This window comes from Gimesia sp., from assembly GCF_040219335.1.
GTDB lineage: Bacteria > Planctomycetota > Planctomycetia > Planctomycetales > Planctomycetaceae > Gimesia.
Map to the genome: position 1 here is coordinate 424,217 of NZ_JAVJSQ010000004.1, position 16,381 is coordinate 440,597.

The window sequence follows — 16,381 nt, forward strand, 5'->3', positions numbered from 1 at the left end:
CAGCCTGTCGTACCACAACCGCTGGTCGCTCAACAGACACCCTGATCGCTGGCAAGTCAGCACCCGGAACGCAGATCCCTCAAAACACGATCGAGCAGGAGACAGAGAATGCCCTCAATGTTCCCGAGCTCCATTCCGTTAAAGGTAAACCAGCGATTGACCACGTCGTTTCTAGAGCAACTTTTCCCAGTTGCGAGCACTGTGCAGTACACGAATAATCTGAATCCCGTCTTCAATCGGGAAATAAAATATCAGGTACCGTCCGAGGGGAAAACAGCGTAAGCCTTCGCGAAAACGATCCTGTCGGGATCCAATCCCAGGATGATTTGCCAGCTTTTGAAAGAGTTGATCGAACTGTCTTACCAGTCTGTCTGCTGCGGAAGAATCCTCTGCAGAAATATAGGTCCAGATTTCCAGAATATCTTCTTTCGCCTGTCGCGTCTGTATTATTCGCGACATCTATTCCGGCTCGACGATTTGTCGTGCGCGGGCTTCCTTGAGAAGGGCCTCAACATCCCAGTCGGTCACATCGCCTGCATCGGCCTGATCAAATCCAACCTGGAGCTCACGGCGTAATTCTGCATCCATCCAATGTTGAAAATCTTCCTGCGGAACCAGTAGATATACTTTCTGCGTTTGGTCGTCTTCAATTTGGAGAGGGCGATCAGGCGACTCCCGGAGAGCCTGTCGCATTTCATCGGTCAGTTTAGGAGCCATCTAATTCCTCTTGCAGATAACAACGAGAGAGCAGGGTTTCCTCTGATAGCGATTATACACTTCGGTGCACGTCGTATCCACAATGAATCCAACAGATCTCTGACGCTCAGCTGCGGCGTTCCTGCTGTCGGAGGAATGCCAGCACATCCCGGCAACCGCGCTGGATCTGGGCGCTCATCACTTCGCGGGCCAGGGGGCCATCGCCGGCCCGCAACGCAGCCAGCAGTTTTTCTTTATCGCTGCAGGTTCGCTCTGCCAGTTCCACGGTCAGCAGTCGAGAGCTGTTCCGCTGTGATTCAAACACCAGTGTGACCGCACTGTGTTCGCGGATCACTTTCGCGATCAAACGGTTGCGAGAAGCCTCAATTACAATCTGGTGAAACACCGCTTCACAATCCAGCCAGCGATGAAACTGCGCCGCTGTGGCATATCCTTCATTCCGCTGCTGAACCAGTTCGCGGATCTCATGAAACTCAACCATCAGGGCATCCAGATCATCCAGTTGATGCGGCGTAATGTAGCGGGCCGCTTCCGCAGCCGCACAACTCTCCAGCGCATCCCGCAGAACATACAGCTCTTCCAGATCCTCACGATTCGGGTTCCGCACAAAGGCTCCCGCGCCAGGCACATGCTCTACCAGACCTTCCGAGACGAGTCGGTGAATCGCCTCACGCACGGGAATCACACTCACGCCAATCCGCTCGGCCAGCTTGCGATTAACCAGCTGCGTACCGGGAGTCAGATTCCCTTCCTGCAGTTCCTGCCTGATGTAACGATAAGCACGATCGGCCAGATTTTCGGTGGCTTCATACATTTTTCATTTTCTGGTTGACAAGCGTTTTGGTTTTACCGACAATATGTAACATCATGTTATAACATGTTATTCCATAATGTCAATTTTTTCTTTTTTACAAATTTTTGTGCCGGTTTCCCAGTCGGTGAAGTGCAAATCTGGGGCACAGGCACAGCAGACCAGGTCTGTACCGGGAGTCTTAACGCCCCTCAATTTATCTGTTTCATCTGGAGAGAATCATGAAAATCAAGCGCGGATTTACACTGATTGAATTACTGGTCGTGATCGCCATTATCGCCATTCTGATTGCATTGCTGCTGCCTGCTGTCCAACAGGCACGTGAATCTGCCCGACGCTCCACCTGTAAAAACAACCTGAAACAGATCGGTCTGGCTCTCCACAACTACCACGAAACTCACAAGGTCTTCCCGTATGGAATCGATCACCGCAACGGCGGCTGTTCGGGCTCTCCCGGACTAACCTACCGCTTCGGCTGGGGCACTCTGATCCTCCCCTTTATCGATCAGGCCAACGTCTACAACAAATACAACTTCTCCAAAAACTACAATGACTCTCCCAACAAGGCCATTGATGTGGTCGGCTTCAAGGTCCCCAGCTATCAGTGCCCCAGTGACCCCCAGAGCGACGACCGCGTGAATATGACCGGTGCCATCAACAACGGCGGACCGGGAAACAAAGACGACCTCGGCAAAACCAATTACTCGGGCGTCGCAGATTCCGTCGACTGGACCTGCTCCGACAATACCTGGCCTGCCAGTGTCGGGAATGGCATCTTCTACAATCGCAGTCGGACCAAAATCAGCGATATCCTCGATGGTGCCAGCAACACTCTGATGGTCGGTGAATGTACCGGCGGACTGACCGGCTCGTTTGACGGCAATCCTTATCCGGTCTGGAATATTCTTGACACAGCCGGCGGTATCAACGGACCTCACACCACGCCTGGCGGTGGCACCTGGAATCTGCGAACCCAGGAATTCTCCAGCTGGCACACCGGCGGCTGCCACTTCGTGCTGGGCGATGGTTCAGTCCGGTTCCTTTCTGAAAATATCGACCAGGGAACACTCTCCGATCTCACGACCCGTCAGGGCGGGGAAGTCGTCGGCGAATTCTAAACGCTGCTTTTCAGGTTCGACACCTGAGATCAGGAACCGCCATGGACCAGAGGGAACAGCCTGCATTCCTCTGGTCTGGCACTCCTGGATCTGACAATGGGAACTCCTGCCGAACGGATCGCCGGGAAGCTGCTCACTCCATTCCTCACCCCTGCAGAGATATAATCAATGAACGCCTCGCTTCTGAATCAAGTTGTCTGCTGTGCCTGTTTGTGTCTCAGTCTCCTCTCCGCCGGTTGTGGCGCCAGTGATGCACCGGAGCGACGACCGGTCAAAGGCATCGTTAAGTACGCCGGTGATCCGCTGGATGCTGCAGAAATCCGTTTTATCCCCGATTCCGGACCTGTCTCGCTGGCCACGATTCGCGCCGGCATCTATCAGCTCGACAATAAAGGGGGCGTCCCTCTGGGAAACTGCAAAGTCCAGATCGTCTCCAGCACACCTCAGCTGGATGAGAGTGTCGCCCCGGGTGATGTCGGCACCAGTGGGGAACAGATCCCCGAGGTCACGGAAATCCCGGCGAAGTATAACTCCCAGACCACACTCACCGCCACGATCGAAAAAGGAGAGGGTGCCCAGACGCTCGACTTCGAACTCGAAAAGTAATTCTCACGATTCCGTCACAACACCAGACATTCCCTATCCATCGCTTTATAATCAGACCAGGGTCTGAAACACGCCGCACAACACACCTGCCTGAAGCTCACAGAAAGATCGCATGATGAATCACCCGTTCTCACTCACACCACTGCTGTTGACCGCTGTTCTGCTCAGCACCTCACAGAATGCTGCTTTACAAGCCGCCGACCAGTTGCCGCTCATCGATCTTTCCAAACAGACCGAGCGACAGACGGTCATCGCCGCCGGTACTCCCAAAGTCTACCAGGGACACCCGACTACACTGCTGATGCCCGATCAGAAAACCATTTACGCCGTCTGGTGCATCAATCACGGCGGTTCCGCCGGCCCCATGGCCCGCAGCACCGATGGAGGCAAAACCTGGGAGCGAATCGACGAACGACTGCCCGCCGGTTACTCTACCCATCAGAACTGTCCCAGTATCTATCGGATGATCGGTCCCGATGGCACCGCACGTCTCTGGGTCTTCTCAGCAGCACTGGGAAAACGGGGCGGGCCGGGCATGCCGAGCATCATGAGTGAAGACGACGGCAAAACCTGGAAAGAAATGCCGCCCCTTGGTTTCCCCTGTGTCATGACCTTCAGCAGCATGGTCCGACTCAAAGATGGACGTTACCTCGGCCTCTACCATCGCGGTCCGGATGGCAAAGACCGCTCCCCGCTGGTCGTCCTGCAGACCATCTCCGCGGACGGCGGCTTCACCTGGTCCAAGCCGCGGATCGTCGCCGAAGTCGAGGGTAATAATCCCTGTGAGCCCTGCGTCTTCCGCAGTCCCGACGGCAAACAGCTCTGCTGCCTGATGCGGGAAAATACACACAAAGGCCGCAGCCTGATGATGTTCAGCAACGATGAAGGCCAGACCTGGACGAAGCCCGTCGATACTCCCTGGGGCCTGACAGGCGACCGTCACAAAGAAGTCTTCACGAAAGACGGACAGCTGGTGATCTGCTTCCGCGACCAGGCTCCCGGCAGTTCAACACGCGGTGACTTTGTTGCCTGGGTTGGCACTTACGACGATATCGTCCAGGGACGGGATGGGAAGTACCGCATCAAGCTGCTGCATCAGTATGGACGCAAAGGCGATTGTGGCTACCCCGGTGTCGAACTCCTGCCCGATGGCACCATCGTCGCGACGACTTACGTCAAATACCGCGACAACGCCAATCAGAACTCCGTGGTCTCCGTCCGTTTCAAACTGGATGAACTTCCTAAAGCGAAGGAATAGTTCATCTTCGTTGCGCAGTAATGGCAAAGCAGGGGGTTGGCTTTCAAACGCCTCAATAGCGGGGCGTCTCCACGAAACCTTCCCCCACCTTTTCCATTACGAAGCCCAGGCCCAACGCGCCGGCCTCCAGTACAGCAAACAGAATGATCAGCCATAGCCGTTCCGAGAACGTGAAGGCGATCACCGCCAGGCAATTGGGAAGCTGTTTAAACGCGTTTCCGATGAAATCCATCAAGGCACGTGCCGCGGTTTTGATCATCGCACTGCGGGCCCCCCGCCGGGACAACCGGGAACTTGACTCCAGTTCTTCGCCATGTTCCTCAGCGAAACGTTCCACTTCGTTGGACCGCCAGCCCTCTTTCGCATGCGCATACGCGGCGGCAGCACAGGCCCAGCCGAACATCGCAATGCCGATCATCACCAGCGTGATCACCTGCTTGGTCGACCAGCCCTCATCGTGGTCTTTTCGTTTCTTTTTCTTCTTGCGCCCGGATTTCGTCGCCTTCTTTTTCGGTACCGGCGGCGCATCCTCTTCGGCACGTGCGACTTTTCGGCTGGCAGGCCGGCGTCGGGGTTTGCGACTGACAGAGTCTCCCGCACTCTCGGGAGGACGCCTGCGTTTACGACGGGGACGGGGTTCTTCGGTCATCTTGTCTGAGTTCCTTACGTCAGCAGAAATCTTGTGGAAATCACATCAGTCTATTTTGCTCATCGCATAACCCAGCCCCAGTGCGCCCACTTCCAGGCAGGCAATCAGAATGACCAGCCACAGCCGGTGCTGAAATGAAAACGCCAGTACTCCAAACAGATTGGGAAGCTGGCGGAACGCATTGCCGATAAAGTCCCACAGTGAAGAACCGGACTGCTGGCGAATGCCTCCCCCATCTTCAAATCGCTGATCGTACTGAATTCCATCAGCATCAGGTTCCGTCAGATTGGTCGACTCCTGTCGCCAGCCTTGTTTTTCATGTGCATAAGCGGCCGCCATAAATGCCCAGCCAAACCCTGCGATCGCCAGCATCAGCATCCCGACGACTTTTGTAGTGGAAGCCTCGTCTCCCTGGCTCCCGCCTCTTCTCGTTGCAGACATCCCTGTAATTACCTTTCGCTTAATTTTCTCAAGCCCACAGTTGTTGGACTCTCAGTTCAAATCACGTTTGTGCCTGCAATTCGATTCGTCACATTATGACAGCATGTATCCCCCTGTCAACCAGCCACAAATTTTCACAAACCGTTTTCATCTCTGCTGCATATCACACTATCCATAAAAAATGGGGACAGCCCACGATGGACTGCCCCCGGCGGAAAATGAGTTCTTTAGTGCTGAATCAAATCATTTCAGATTCGTTCCTTAAGCGGTTTATCTTTGACAAGTTGAGGAGCAACGAATTCTTTCTGGTATTTATCCCAGGCTCGATCACTTTTCAGTTCAGGATTTCCAGCCCGCAACCGTTCCAGCGTTGCACCATCATATTTCTCGGTTAAATCAGTCATGGCTTTCCACTCTTCCAGGGTGAGTGGTGGCTGCGCGGCGAGAACGGCTGGCTTACCGATTTCAATATCTGACTCAGAGGATCCGCACCCAGTCAGCACCACCGGAAACAGAATCAGGCTCAGACAGACGACACGTAACATTGCTACTAACTCCTGTTAATTCTATTTCAAACGAGCTTACGGAAACGAAACCACTTCGCTGCCAGAGCGGGTCGACAATGCCTGGTATAAACCGAAGTCAATATTCTCAGACAGAAAATGCACCGAGCCATCCACCATTGCGAAATGAGCCCCTCCGGGATGCTGACTGCGGAACACGCCATAACTGGTTGAACCATCTTTCGTATTGAGTCTGGCATTCGTCGTACCCCAGGTATAGCCGGCATACCCATAAGCCCAGACACTACCATAAGTATCAGAGGGAACCCCTGCGGGGGCAAAATCGGTTTCTCCCAACAGAAACGTATTCGTTGTCCCATCTGTGATGTCACGCATTTTGGTGGACTTTTCATAACTCGGGCTGCTGGATTTGCTCGGGTCCAGAATGCGGGGAATGATTGCACCATTATATTCAGGCTCAGGTACGCCATACCAGGTAGCATAATGTAGTAGATTGGTTTCCGGTGTGCCCGCACTGAAGATATAGCTGCAGGGGGCTCGGTTGTCGGTCAGTGGTGCAGTCGGCATCGTCATGGAGGGACAGATAAACGTCGGCACAATCATCTGCACCAGCATCGCATTCGTAAATCCATCGCCATCTGCATCATTGGTGCTATTACGTGTCTCTTCCTTATCCCAGCGCTGGGCCACCGCATCCTGCTCCAGGTAGGGCATGATCTGAATATGTCCCGTGGTCCAGGTTGTCGTTAAAGGCGAGACAGTCAGATCAACAGTTTCCTCTACGTCAGTCACTGCATAGGGAAATTCATTAAACGTATCATGAAACATATGCGTTGCCAGCGAGATCTGTTTCAGATTGTTTTTACACTGCGAACGACGAGCGGCTTCGCGGGCCTGCTGAACTGCAGGGAGCAGCAGGGCAATCAGTATCGCAATAATCGCGATCACAACCAGCAGTTCGATCAGCGTAAAGCCGGATCGTTCTGGGAGGCGGGAAACAGGGCGGGACAGACGTGTTGCGCGAGACAACATGGTGGGTATCTCCTTCAATCAGTAACCAAACGGGAATCAAAATCGCTTCGACATTGAAACGATCTCTCTCCGGAGGAATCTGGCTGGCTACTGAAAGAAGTCTGTCTCTGGAGACAGCCGGGCAGGAACACGAATCAGGTCGCTCCCACGACACAGGCCCTCCAGACACAACCTCATCTCTCGCGGGTTGGGTCCGGACTGGATAAACAAATCAGCACTTATCACTCAGCACTAAACATGACACTGAGATTCAGTCTCAAAACAATATAGCCACTCTTTTCGAGAACCGTCAAGGGAATTGGCTCCGTTTTCAAAAAGAAAACCGTAGGTGATAAGATGACAATCTTAGAGTCTAAGACATTATAATATTGTCACTTACGTCATAACTGCAAACACAGCCACGAGTATCTGAAGTGAGGAGCACAGACGACAAACCCGATGTTCAGCCTGGCAAACAAGCTCAGCAGCCTGCGATGATTTCAGGACTGCAGGATTATTGAGAAGCTTCGTCTACTGCTTCGGCTTCCGCTCGCAAGTCATCCTTGACCGTCACATACCCCAGCCACAACAGGCCGACTTCGATCAGAAAGAAGAAGATCACCACGACCGGGTGATTATCATAGAATTCAATGAAAAAGAACCGGACATCGGGCAGAAAGCGAATGGAGTTCACAATCACTTCTCCCACCGAGGATCGGAATCGCGGACTGTGAAACAGGTCCCCCTGTTCCCGACGGAGTTCATCCTCAATACCTCCGGAACCGCGGGGAATCATGATTCGCTCATCCCAATAGCGGTCGTGTTGAATCACCGACTCCACCGCGATTCCCCAGCCCAGCACCAGGACCGCCAGCATAATACCACCAAACACGATTTTCGTTCTGGTACTCTGTTTCATCTTCTGAGGTCGACTGGTTTCCGACACGCAAGACTCCCTTCTCTCAGCACATCGATCAAGTAAATTGTTCAGATCTGCAGTCGGGAAGGGCTGGCTGCATCAATGTCTTCTGAGTGCGTCAAAGCTGCTTCAATGCCCATCCGCACTCCCTCGGTCGACGTTTCCGCCGACATGCTGGGCTCGCCCAGGTTCTCCACGCGTGCCGCCACCTCGGGGAGATAGGGGAGATGAATCCAGCCCGCCCGGATCGACGATTCACTCTGGGACAGATAATGCAGAATCCCATACATCAGATGATTACAGCAGAATGTTCCCGCGGCATCCGAAATATCAGCCGGAATTCCCGCATCCCGCATCGCCTGGACCATCGCCCGGATCGGCAGCGTCGTATAATACGCGGCCGGACCGTCGGCAGCTGTCAGCCCTCCCTGCAGGGAACGGCCCGCATTATCCACCAGACCATAGCGTGTCCCGTCATTCAGATTCTGTGCGATCCGCTCGACGGTAATCATCGACCGGCCTCCGTACTCGCCCATCATCACCACGAGTTCCGGCTGGATCTGCTCGATCTCTGCCTTCACGAAATCGATACACTTGAAAAACGTGTTGGGCACAATCCGCGAGACAATCTCAGCCCCACCCACGACAGCCCCGTCCAGCGCCCGCGCCACCGATTCCGCAGGATTGACCGGAGTATAGCCATAGGCCTCAAAACCGGTGAGTAAGACTTTCGTCATCGCAGGCTCCCTTATTCGTTACAGACTGACGGACACAACCGTAGACAGACCTATCTTAAAACAGAACGGCCGTATAATGCCATAACGAAAAACAGAGCAGGGGGGCTACCGGGAAAGAGAAGATGCGGAGGAAGATTCAGCACCCTGGATCCCTTCCGCCGCCCGGGCGATATTCTTCAGCATCCCCGCAAATACGAAATAATGCAGCGGACAGACCGCATACCAGTACAGCCGCCCCCACAGTCCCACCGGATCAAACATTGCCGTCTGCGAGATCGTTGAACCCTGCGCATCTCCTTTGACTTCGAATTCCAGCCAGGCGCGACCCGGCAGCTTCATCTCGGCCGCCAGTCGCAGGCGACGGTTCGGCTCAAACGCTTCCACCCGCCAGAAATCGACGGTATCCCCCACGCGCAATCGCACTGGATGCGCACGACCACGCCGTACACCAATACCGCCCACCAGCAGATCCAGCCCGCCACGCAAATGCCAGAGCCAGTTACAGGCATACCAGCCCGTCTTACCCCCAATCCGCTGGATCGGCTGAAACGCGATCTCGGGAGGACACGCCACCGTGATACTTCGAGCGTCAACCAGCCGGTTACCAAATCGCACGCCACTCCAGGAACGCACTTGTCCCGACGACGAAACCGCATCCGACCAGCGTGTCTCCGCGAATTCACGTTCCTCGTTATTCAACGCCCGCTGAATCGCGGATTCGATTCCCATCGGCTCGATCGAAAAGGTATCCCGCGCACGCTCATCCTGGACCACCGTGGAATGCACAATACTCTCGATCAGCTTGCGACCAATCCGTGCATACAGGGGTGTCACCAGCCCCAGCCAGAGGCTCGACAGATAAGGCGTCAACACCGGCACCGAAATCATCCGCAACCGCATCCCCCGGCATCGGGCATACACCCGCATGATCTCCGCATACGAAACCTGGTCGGCACCGCCAATCTCAAACGTCTGACTTTCCGGCAACGGAATTTCGAGGGCCTCAGTCAGATAGGCGATCAAGTCTTCAATCGCGATGGGTTGTGCAGCCCGCATCACCCACTTCGGCGTCACCATCACAGGCAAGCGTTCGACCAGCGACCGAATCATTTCAAACGACAGACTCCCCGAGCCGATCACGATTGACGCCCGGAATTCAATCACCGGCACTCCTGACGACCGTAGAATTTGCCCCACTTCCTGTCGACTTCGCAGGTGAGGGGAGAGCGTCTCCGTTTCATCGCCCAGGCCTCCCAGGTAGATGATCCGTTCCACGCCCGCTTCCCGGGCAGCCCGCGCGAAATGTTCCGCAGCCCGCCGGTCATTCTCCTCAAACGAACCGGCCTCACCCATCGAGTGAATCAGGTAATACGCCACCTTCACCCCCTTCAATGCCGGCAGCAGTGTCTCCGGTTCCAGCACATCCCCGTAAACCACCTCCGTGGTCTCAGCGACCCGCTCCCGCAGCACCTCTGGTCGCCGCGCCAGGCATCGTAGCCGGGCACCCCGCGATTCCAGCACCTGCAGCAACCGTCCCCCCACATAGCCGGTAGCTCCGGTCAACAGGATCATCTCAGATGCGTCAGCAGCAGACAGTTCAGGCATGAAATCAGCATTTCTTTAGCATGGAACAGAACACGATCAGAGCTTCCAGCAGCTCCATTCAGTTTTATAGTCCTGCCCGCACTGATGTTGAGGGCCGAAAATCGATTTTTCGCTTAAAACAATTCCTGTATTGAAATTCTCAACGAACCACCTGCTGTCCCTCATCGTAGGCAATCGCCTGCTGACGGCGAATCACCGCCTGCCAGTCCATCCGATGCGGCGGATCCAGGTAATGCTGATACGCCACCGCCATCTGCCGAGCCACTTCCCGATAGGGTACGCATCCAAAACCAGCCCCCATCGCAGGAAAAGCCACCGTTTTAATTTTGGTAGCTTCGTCCTGCTGGCTGATATTATGCTGATACACGGCCAGCAGGGACGCCCAGGTCGCCGCATACACTTTATCCGTCCCGGAGATCGAACCGGGGACGCGCATCGTCGGGCTGTGTGCCACATAGGGATAATCGGGATTTCCCGTCGGTTCAATAAACGAGGTTCCCAGCGGCTGTTCTCCCAGATACAGATCCAGAATCCGATGCTGAATCCGTTTCATCAGGTCATAACCATGAAAATTGACCACCGCGGCATCAATGCCGGCATTCATGATGCCAAACGAATTCGCCGCCGTTACAAAACAGTCGTGCGGGGGCAAGTCTTCAAAACGGCATTCCATTACCGTCACATGGGGGAGTTCCTGAAAACGATCCCGAAACGCATCACACATTTCCGCTTCGGGATGAATCAGCCAGAGATCAAGGGGCAAAGACATAAGGGGAAAGGATCCTTTCTTGGAATAGAACCCTATTTTATCTGAGAAAGCCGGCACTGGTCAAGCGATTACCTGCCGGCCTGTTTGTTGTTTAACAGTGTTCTTCAATGGACAGGAAAGCGCTTGATCCCCCCGTTCAATCTGATAGCTTGGAAGCTGAAAAACATACCCCACCTGCCGCGTTGAGGAGTAACCGCCATGTGCTCGCGCTATCATCTTCCCACCCCGCTCCCGCGTCTCTCTCTGCTGTCCCTGGCCTGTCTGCTGATACTCTGCGCACATCCCAGAACACTACCAGCGGACACACTGTCCGTTCCCGAAAAGTTTCCGACGATTCAATCCGCCATCGATGCCGCCCAACCGGGAGACACCATCCTGGTCACTGCAGGAACCTACTATGAACGCCTGCGTCTGAAACCGGGCATCACACTCAAAAGCGCCGGCGATGAGAGCAGGGGAGAACGGGGCCTGAAAAGAGCCGAAACCACAATCATTGACGGCAGCAGACAGAAAGAGGGTGCGGGTGTCCTGCTGGCAGAGAACGCCGTGCTGGATGGATTCACCGTCACGGGTGTCGGCGTCTACGACGAACAGAAATGGAACCACCATCACGCCATGCGGGGCGAACAGCAGTCGCACGAACACATCGGTGCTCCCGGCACCCCGGGTATTGCCATCATGGGCGTCACCTGCACGGTTCAGAACAACATCGTCCATCACATCGGCTATACCGGCATCGCTGCCCAGGCGACCGAAGGCAAACGCTGTACCCCACACATTTATCGTAATGTCTGTTACCGCAACATGGGTGGCGGCATCGGCTCCATGCATGACTCACAGGCAGTTATCGAAGAGAATACCTGCTTCGAAAACTTCTACGCCGGCATCGGACACGACGACGCCAGCCCGACCGTCATCAATAATACCTGTTTTGAAAACATCCGCGCCGGGATCGGCATCAGTGAAGGTTCCTGTCCCCTCGTGCGTGGCAACAAATGCTATCGCAACCGTCGCGCCGGCATTGGCTCTCGTACCGGTGCCAATACGCGTCCCCTGATTGAAGACAACGACTGCTATGACAACGGCATGGCCGGTATCGGCGCCAGCGAGTCTGCCGCACCGCTGATCCGTAATAATCGCTGCTACCAGAACCGCCTGGCGGGCATCGGCTCTCAGTCACACGCCTCTCCTACCATCATCGGCAATGAATGTTATCAGAATGGACAGTCCGGCATCGGTCAGCAAGGCGATGCTGTCACCACACTCATCAACAATTATTGTCATCACAACAAAACCGCAGGTCTCGGTTTCGCTGACTGTAAATCGGGTCGATCCACAGTAGTCAACAACCGCATCATCGACAACGCGCAAGTCGCCGCCGGCGTCCACTCAGGCTGGACCGTCCTGTTCCTGGGAAATGAATTCGCTCGCCAGGGAGGTCTGCCGCCCATCCTCATGATCTTCGCCGGCGCCGATGTCACCCTCACTGGCAATACCATTCGCGGCGGGGGAGTCGCCGGCATTCGCGTCGCTGGAAAACTGCGGGCGGAAAACAATGAATTCGCGGGGACGTCGCTCCGCAAAGTCGGTCCCCCCAACTTTGGGGTCTGGGCACTGCCCGGTGCGGATATCACGCTCACAGGCAATCGCTTCCATCACTGGCGCCACGCGCTCAGTGCCAGTGAAGCGACCGTACTGGCCTCCCACAACCACATCACAGACTTCCACCGCACGGCACTGCTGATTCAAAATCCCCAAGCCCCGGCCCACGTTTTCAACAATGTGGCAGTCTCCAGCGACCCCAAAGTAGAAGTCCTCACGCTGACAGGCCAGGCAGGTACCGTGAAAGGAAATGCATTACGCAAACCGGATACAGCCCCTGATAAAAATCAATCCCCATAAAAGAAGAGCACCCGCTGCGCTGTATTTGCGGCCCGGGTCAGCTCCACGAGTCCGTTTAATTTCTGCAGCAGCCCTGACCGAAAGAGTGTCGTGTAGATCTTCACTTCCTGCGGGTGATACTGCAACTCCGTGAATTCTTCCCACTGTTCCGGCCTGGATTCCACGACACGCATTGTCTCCAGCAGCAGCCGTTCGAAGATCTTCAGGTCTTCACCCGAAATTCGGGTATCTTCGTACGGCTCAATAACCAGTCCGGTCTTTGCAAAGAATGTCTGAAAGGGATCATACAAAAACGCCATTTCCCCAGCTTCCAGACTGACTATCAGCGTCCGGTCAAGCGGATCCGTCCCCCCTTCAATCGACTCCAGCCCAATATCCAGCGCCAATGCTTCACTCCCGGTTTTCATCTAGTCTGAAATCTACGTTTGGAAAACACTTACAGCTCGCGTATATCCGCTCGTTTGACCAGTGCAATCGGCTGCTGATTCTTCCAGTCGTACTGTTTGCCATCCACCGTCAGGCTGTTCAACATCAGATCAAAGTGATGTCCTTCCCATTCAAACGTCACGCGTCCGGGCAGAATGGTCGTTTATTCAAACGTCAGTTTGTTACCTCGCATCTGTTCCGCCTGTTCGGGGAGTGTAAACGTTCCCGCCGGATGAGCGTTAGCTGCCTGATCGGAAAACACCACCTGCCGACGCAGCATGCGGTCTTCGCGGCCCGCCAGTCTGAGCGTCAGCGCAAGTTGCTGCTCCGCCTGACCAATCTCGGCCTCCCAGTGCCCCTGCGCGCCGTTGAACGAGTCCAGCGACCAGAATAACAGAATCACACAGCAGAGCGCTCCGCCACAATACAACACGACGTTTTTCAGAATGTCTTTTTTCATGGGAATGCCTCATTTAAAAATAATGCCGAACGGATCGACAGGTGATGACAGATACCAGTCAGGAAAAACAAATGGAATCCACAGTCATCGCATCCGCTGTATGCCAGTTTCCGCTCCCGTTGACCTGTGGATCATAAATCAATCTCTCATCTCTGAGAAAGGCAATTTTGAATCGTCAAATCAACGAATTCCATTTCTGCAGCATGTCACCGGCTTACACTGCAGCATCCTGCACAACTCATGCAAAACCTTTCCGTACCGGCCGGATTCTGCATTCTGCTCAAGATGTCATGCAGGAAACACACAGTCGAGAAGAACCAACAGTCAATCCAGACTGCAACTCTCTGTTTCCGTTTCAGCATTCCATACGAGATGAGCATGCAGAAGAGGAGTTGCAAGATTCATGCCGACCACGAACAGCAACATTTTTGAACGTCGTTCCCACGCCTTGCCTGTCGCTTGCGTAGAATCAACGCGTGACCTTGTCTCGATCCTGGGAACAGGAGAGACGGCGCACCCTCAAGCGCTCATTTATTCTGGAACTGCTGCAGATGGGTTTCCAGTTCATTCCATTCGCGGATCACATGCTGCTGCATCTCCGGATCGGAATAATAAGGGTGTCCGCTGTCGACATAGGCTTCGATCGACTCTTTGACCTGCGCGACCAGGGGAAATACGCGGGGCACCAGCTCTCGCACTTCCGGCAGACAGTTATCGGAAAACTGAAACTGGATCGTGGCTCCCAGTCCATACACCTGGCACCACTCGGCTTCCTCATCTGCCCCCCAGACCGGCGTAACCAGCAGATAACGCTCCAGTACCGGGAAATAATAAGCAAACGCTTTCCCGCCCATCCACATGAAATCTTCCTGGTAAACAAAGGGATTTTCCTGAAATCTCTGATAGGCTTCCTTCAACGTCAACCCACCAAAATTCTCCCAGGCCACCAGCGCGTCCAGATCGCCTTCGTGCGGATCAAAATCCCGCTCGACGGGCAGGGGACCATTAACATCCCTGAATGGTTGTCCTGTCATACGTGTTCACACTTCTATTCAACACACACTCACTCTGACCTTCCAAGCGCCAGCCAGAGTTTTCGTCACCATACTCGACATCACCCGATCATCAACAGCGCCAGATAAGGCACCAGGTTAAATACCAGAAACAGCAGCTTGAACGCGCCTACGAAAACATACATTACCACATCAAAGGTCTCCCTGGGGAGAGGAAACCAGCGTTTCTGGGTTCGGTACACCAGATCCGGCATCAAAAGAAAACAGAGCGTCCACAATATCAGCAGACCGCCGTTGAAAATGGAACACCACATGAAGAAGCTGGTCAACGTTGTCAGATCCATGTCGCTCACCTCTGATGTTTGAGTTTCTGCTTGAGAATATTTCGTACCCGCGCCTTGATCGACGCCGCCTCGTCTTCCAGTGCCCGCTCCAGCAGACGATCAACCTCCGCCTGGAATTGCGCATGTTGCAGCGCCAGTTCATGAAACCCGTGATAGGCCCAGGCACGCACAAACTTGTTCTCACTCTCCAGGCAATCTCTTAAGAAGGCCTCCAGCGGTTTGACCTCCCGCTTTCCGATCGGCAGGTAAGACAGACTCTGCAACACCTGCAGGCGCGTCTCCCAGTCCTGCAATCCCGACAGAGCCCGAAACAGCAGCTTCGCCTGGGAGACACTCAATGTGTGTCCCGCTTCCAGATGCCGCCTCAACAGCCAGCTGGCCGGCTTCTGCAATTGAGGATCAGCCAGCAACGAGACCAGTTCTGTTCCCAGCGCCGGCTCTTCCGAACGTCGATCATAGACCGCCTGCAGGTCAGCAACCGGTTGACCTGCGACTGCTTCCAGATCCCGTTTCAGATCTTCCATCGCCATCCACAAGTTCCTCTAATGCTGTTCCAGATACAGAAAAATCCACCAGAGCACTCCCGCTACGATCAACATGACCAGCATGATATTTAACGCCACCTGCTCAATCAGTTCTGAAAGTGTATCGTACCAGGCCAGCATATGTTGAATCACCATCGCCACGCCTGCAAACAGAAACAACCCCATGCCCAATGGTACAAACGAGGCATAAGGATTAAACCCCGTCACCGGATACCATAAAACAGTCAACCCGAGCAGAAAAGCAGAGAAGACCATGGGCGCATCGGCTAAAGTCAACCACGCCAGTTTGATCTGAATCTTCCGCTTTCTTTCGTCCCTCTGTGGATCATTTTCTGGAATGTCAGCAATTCTCTGTCTTGCATATAAGCGGATCCCGGACAGATAGGCCGACAATGCAATCGCAAGACCCAGAATCGCCAGCAGCTCATCCGTTGTGCTACGTAAACCGACAGCGAACAGACTCATCAGACACCTCTCACCAGTCAAAGGTTTCGACAACTGCCTGACTAAGAGCCCGCATGCAGTT

General features: G+C 54.4%; 21 protein-coding genes. 4 read left to right on the forward strand and 17 right to left on the reverse strand.

Annotated features, from left to right (window positions below):
* Positions 1 to 171: 171 nt before the first annotated feature.
* From RID21_RS02730 to RID21_RS02740, 3 genes are all read right to left on the reverse strand, one after another.
* Complete coding sequence (locus RID21_RS02730; protein WP_350187060.1) at positions 172 to 459, reverse strand: type II toxin-antitoxin system RelE/ParE family toxin; 288 nt, start codon at positions 457 to 459, stop codon at positions 172 to 174.
* Positions 460 to 717: a hypothetical protein gene (locus tag RID21_RS02735; protein WP_350187061.1), complete on the reverse strand. Its 258-nt coding sequence runs from the start codon at positions 715 to 717 to the stop codon at positions 460 to 462.
* Between the two features lie 106 nt (positions 718 to 823).
* Positions 824 to 1,531, reverse strand: a complete 708-nt coding sequence (locus tag RID21_RS02740) for a GntR family transcriptional regulator (RefSeq protein WP_145183429.1) — start codon at positions 1,529 to 1,531, stop codon at positions 824 to 826.
* Between the two features lie 218 nt (positions 1,532 to 1,749).
* Between RID21_RS02740 and RID21_RS02745 the strand changes: the two genes are divergently transcribed.
* The 3 genes from RID21_RS02745 to RID21_RS02755 all read left to right on the forward strand — a co-directional run bounded on the left by RID21_RS02745 (position 1,750) and on the right by RID21_RS02755 (position 4,510).
* Positions 1,750 to 2,646 carry a DUF1559 domain-containing protein gene (locus tag RID21_RS02745; protein ID WP_145183426.1) on the forward strand — a complete coding sequence of 299 codons (897 nt, stop codon included), beginning with the start codon at positions 1,750 to 1,752 and terminating at the stop codon, positions 2,644 to 2,646.
* 168 nt (positions 2,647 to 2,814) lie between these two features.
* The gene (locus tag RID21_RS02750; protein WP_350187062.1) at positions 2,815 to 3,252 is read left to right on the forward strand and encodes a hypothetical protein; all 438 of its coding nucleotides are present in this window, start codon (positions 2,815 to 2,817) and stop codon (positions 3,250 to 3,252) included.
* A gap of 112 nt (positions 3,253 to 3,364) precedes the next feature.
* On the forward strand, positions 3,365 to 4,510 hold the full coding sequence (locus RID21_RS02755) for a sialidase family protein (protein ID WP_350187063.1): 1,146 nt from the start codon (positions 3,365 to 3,367) through the stop codon (positions 4,508 to 4,510).
* A gap of 52 nt (positions 4,511 to 4,562) precedes the next feature.
* Here the strand turns inward: RID21_RS02755 and RID21_RS02760 are convergent, their stop codons facing one another.
* The 8 genes from RID21_RS02760 to RID21_RS02795 form a co-directional block, all read right to left on the reverse strand.
* Positions 4,563 to 5,159: a hypothetical protein gene (locus RID21_RS02760; RefSeq protein ID WP_350187064.1), complete on the reverse strand. Its 597-nt coding sequence runs from the start codon at positions 5,157 to 5,159 to the stop codon at positions 4,563 to 4,565.
* Positions 5,160 to 5,204: 45 nt separating this feature from the next.
* Positions 5,205 to 5,600, reverse strand: a complete 396-nt coding sequence (locus RID21_RS02765) for a hypothetical protein (protein WP_350187065.1) — start codon at positions 5,598 to 5,600, stop codon at positions 5,205 to 5,207.
* Positions 5,601 to 5,848: 248 nt separating this feature from the next.
* A complete protein-coding gene (locus RID21_RS02770; protein ID WP_350187066.1) occupies positions 5,849 to 6,145 on the reverse strand; it encodes a hypothetical protein in 297 nt (98 codons plus the stop codon).
* A gap of 36 nt (positions 6,146 to 6,181) precedes the next feature.
* Positions 6,182 to 7,156 carry a DUF1559 domain-containing protein gene (locus RID21_RS02775; RefSeq protein ID WP_145440543.1) on the reverse strand — a complete coding sequence of 325 codons (975 nt, stop codon included), beginning with the start codon at positions 7,154 to 7,156 and terminating at the stop codon, positions 6,182 to 6,184.
* A 493-nt stretch (positions 7,157 to 7,649) separates the two neighbouring features.
* Positions 7,650 to 8,081 (reverse strand): hypothetical protein, encoded by a 432-nt coding sequence (locus tag RID21_RS02780; RefSeq protein WP_350187067.1) that lies wholly within the window; start codon positions 8,079 to 8,081, stop codon positions 7,650 to 7,652.
* A gap of 41 nt (positions 8,082 to 8,122) precedes the next feature.
* Positions 8,123 to 8,791: a pyroglutamyl-peptidase I gene (pcp, locus tag RID21_RS02785; protein WP_350187068.1), complete on the reverse strand. Its 669-nt coding sequence runs from the start codon at positions 8,789 to 8,791 to the stop codon at positions 8,123 to 8,125.
* A 105-nt stretch (positions 8,792 to 8,896) separates the two neighbouring features.
* On the reverse strand, positions 8,897 to 10,396 hold the full coding sequence (locus RID21_RS02790; protein ID WP_350187069.1) for an SDR family oxidoreductase: 1,500 nt from the start codon (positions 10,394 to 10,396) through the stop codon (positions 8,897 to 8,899).
* Positions 10,397 to 10,535: 139 nt separating this feature from the next.
* Positions 10,536 to 11,165 (reverse strand): macro domain-containing protein, encoded by a 630-nt coding sequence (locus tag RID21_RS02795; RefSeq protein ID WP_350187070.1) that lies wholly within the window; start codon positions 11,163 to 11,165, stop codon positions 10,536 to 10,538.
* 198 nt (positions 11,166 to 11,363) lie between these two features.
* On the opposite strand from RID21_RS02795, the gene RID21_RS02800 reads away from it, so the two are divergent.
* Complete coding sequence (locus tag RID21_RS02800) at positions 11,364 to 13,067, forward strand: right-handed parallel beta-helix repeat-containing protein (RefSeq protein WP_350187071.1); 1,704 nt, start codon at positions 11,364 to 11,366, stop codon at positions 13,065 to 13,067.
* Here RID21_RS02800 and RID21_RS02805 read toward each other — a convergent pair.
* The 6 genes from RID21_RS02805 to RID21_RS02830 form a co-directional block, all read right to left on the reverse strand.
* Entirely contained in the window at positions 13,055 to 13,474 is a 420-nt protein-coding gene (locus RID21_RS02805; protein ID WP_145183390.1) for a hypothetical protein, read from the reverse strand. The genes RID21_RS02800 and RID21_RS02805 overlap by 13 nt on opposite strands.
* A 182-nt stretch (positions 13,475 to 13,656) precedes the next feature.
* The gene (locus RID21_RS02810; protein ID WP_350187072.1) at positions 13,657 to 13,953 is read right to left on the reverse strand and encodes a hypothetical protein; all 297 of its coding nucleotides are present in this window, start codon (positions 13,951 to 13,953) and stop codon (positions 13,657 to 13,659) included.
* A gap of 527 nt (positions 13,954 to 14,480) precedes the next feature.
* Complete coding sequence (locus tag RID21_RS02815; protein WP_350187073.1) at positions 14,481 to 14,987, reverse strand: hypothetical protein; 507 nt, start codon at positions 14,985 to 14,987, stop codon at positions 14,481 to 14,483.
* 80 nt (positions 14,988 to 15,067) lie between these two features.
* Entirely contained in the window at positions 15,068 to 15,310 is a 243-nt protein-coding gene (locus tag RID21_RS02820) for a DUF6868 family protein (protein ID WP_145039690.1), read from the reverse strand.
* A 5-nt stretch (positions 15,311 to 15,315) separates the two neighbouring features.
* The gene (locus RID21_RS02825) at positions 15,316 to 15,840 is read right to left on the reverse strand and encodes a hypothetical protein (protein WP_350187074.1); all 525 of its coding nucleotides are present in this window, start codon (positions 15,838 to 15,840) and stop codon (positions 15,316 to 15,318) included.
* A 12-nt stretch (positions 15,841 to 15,852) separates the two neighbouring features.
* Entirely contained in the window at positions 15,853 to 16,320 is a 468-nt protein-coding gene (locus tag RID21_RS02830; protein ID WP_350187075.1) for a hypothetical protein, read from the reverse strand.
* Positions 16,321 to 16,381: the final 61 nt, after the last annotated feature.

Bases quoted from the DNA above. Each gene is read 5' to 3' on its own strand.
- RID21_RS02730 (WP_350187060.1), bottom strand. From the start codon at position 459: ATGTCGCGAATAATACAGACGCGACAGGCGAAAGAAGATATTCTGGAA.
- RID21_RS02735 (WP_350187061.1), bottom strand. From the start codon at position 717: ATGGCTCCTAAACTGACCGATGAAATGCGACAGGCTCTCCGGGAGTCG.
- RID21_RS02740 (WP_145183429.1), bottom strand. From the start codon at position 1,531: ATGTATGAAGCCACCGAAAATCTGGCCGATCGTGCTTATCGTTACATC.
- RID21_RS02745 (WP_145183426.1), top strand. From the start codon at position 1,750: ATGAAAATCAAGCGCGGATTTACACTGATTGAATTACTGGTCGTGATC.
- RID21_RS02750 (WP_350187062.1), top strand. From the start codon at position 2,815: ATGAACGCCTCGCTTCTGAATCAAGTTGTCTGCTGTGCCTGTTTGTGT.
- RID21_RS02755 (WP_350187063.1), top strand. From the start codon at position 3,365: ATGATGAATCACCCGTTCTCACTCACACCACTGCTGTTGACCGCTGTT.
- RID21_RS02760 (WP_350187064.1), bottom strand. From the start codon at position 5,159: ATGACCGAAGAACCCCGTCCCCGTCGTAAACGCAGGCGTCCTCCCGAG.
- RID21_RS02765 (WP_350187065.1), bottom strand. From the start codon at position 5,600: ATGTCTGCAACGAGAAGAGGCGGGAGCCAGGGAGACGAGGCTTCCACT.
- RID21_RS02770 (WP_350187066.1), bottom strand. From the start codon at position 6,145: ATGTTACGTGTCGTCTGTCTGAGCCTGATTCTGTTTCCGGTGGTGCTG.
- RID21_RS02775 (WP_145440543.1), bottom strand. From the start codon at position 7,156: ATGTTGTCTCGCGCAACACGTCTGTCCCGCCCTGTTTCCCGCCTCCCA.
- pcp (WP_350187068.1), bottom strand. From the start codon at position 8,791: ATGACGAAAGTCTTACTCACCGGTTTTGAGGCCTATGGCTATACTCCG.
- RID21_RS02790 (WP_350187069.1), bottom strand. From the start codon at position 10,396: ATGCCTGAACTGTCTGCTGCTGACGCATCTGAGATGATCCTGTTGACC.
- RID21_RS02795 (WP_350187070.1), bottom strand. From the start codon at position 11,165: ATGTCTTTGCCCCTTGATCTCTGGCTGATTCATCCCGAAGCGGAAATG.
- RID21_RS02800 (WP_350187071.1), top strand. From the start codon at position 11,364: ATGTGCTCGCGCTATCATCTTCCCACCCCGCTCCCGCGTCTCTCTCTG.
- RID21_RS02805 (WP_145183390.1), bottom strand. From the start codon at position 13,474: ATGAAAACCGGGAGTGAAGCATTGGCGCTGGATATTGGGCTGGAGTCG.
- RID21_RS02810 (WP_350187072.1), bottom strand. From the start codon at position 13,953: ATGAAAAAAGACATTCTGAAAAACGTCGTGTTGTATTGTGGCGGAGCG.
- RID21_RS02815 (WP_350187073.1), bottom strand. From the start codon at position 14,987: ATGACAGGACAACCATTCAGGGATGTTAATGGTCCCCTGCCCGTCGAG.
- RID21_RS02820 (WP_145039690.1), bottom strand. From the start codon at position 15,310: ATGGATCTGACAACGTTGACCAGCTTCTTCATGTGGTGTTCCATTTTC.
- RID21_RS02825 (WP_350187074.1), bottom strand. From the start codon at position 15,840: ATGGCGATGGAAGATCTGAAACGGGATCTGGAAGCAGTCGCAGGTCAA.
- RID21_RS02830 (WP_350187075.1), bottom strand. From the start codon at position 16,320: ATGAGTCTGTTCGCTGTCGGTTTACGTAGCACAACGGATGAGCTGCTG.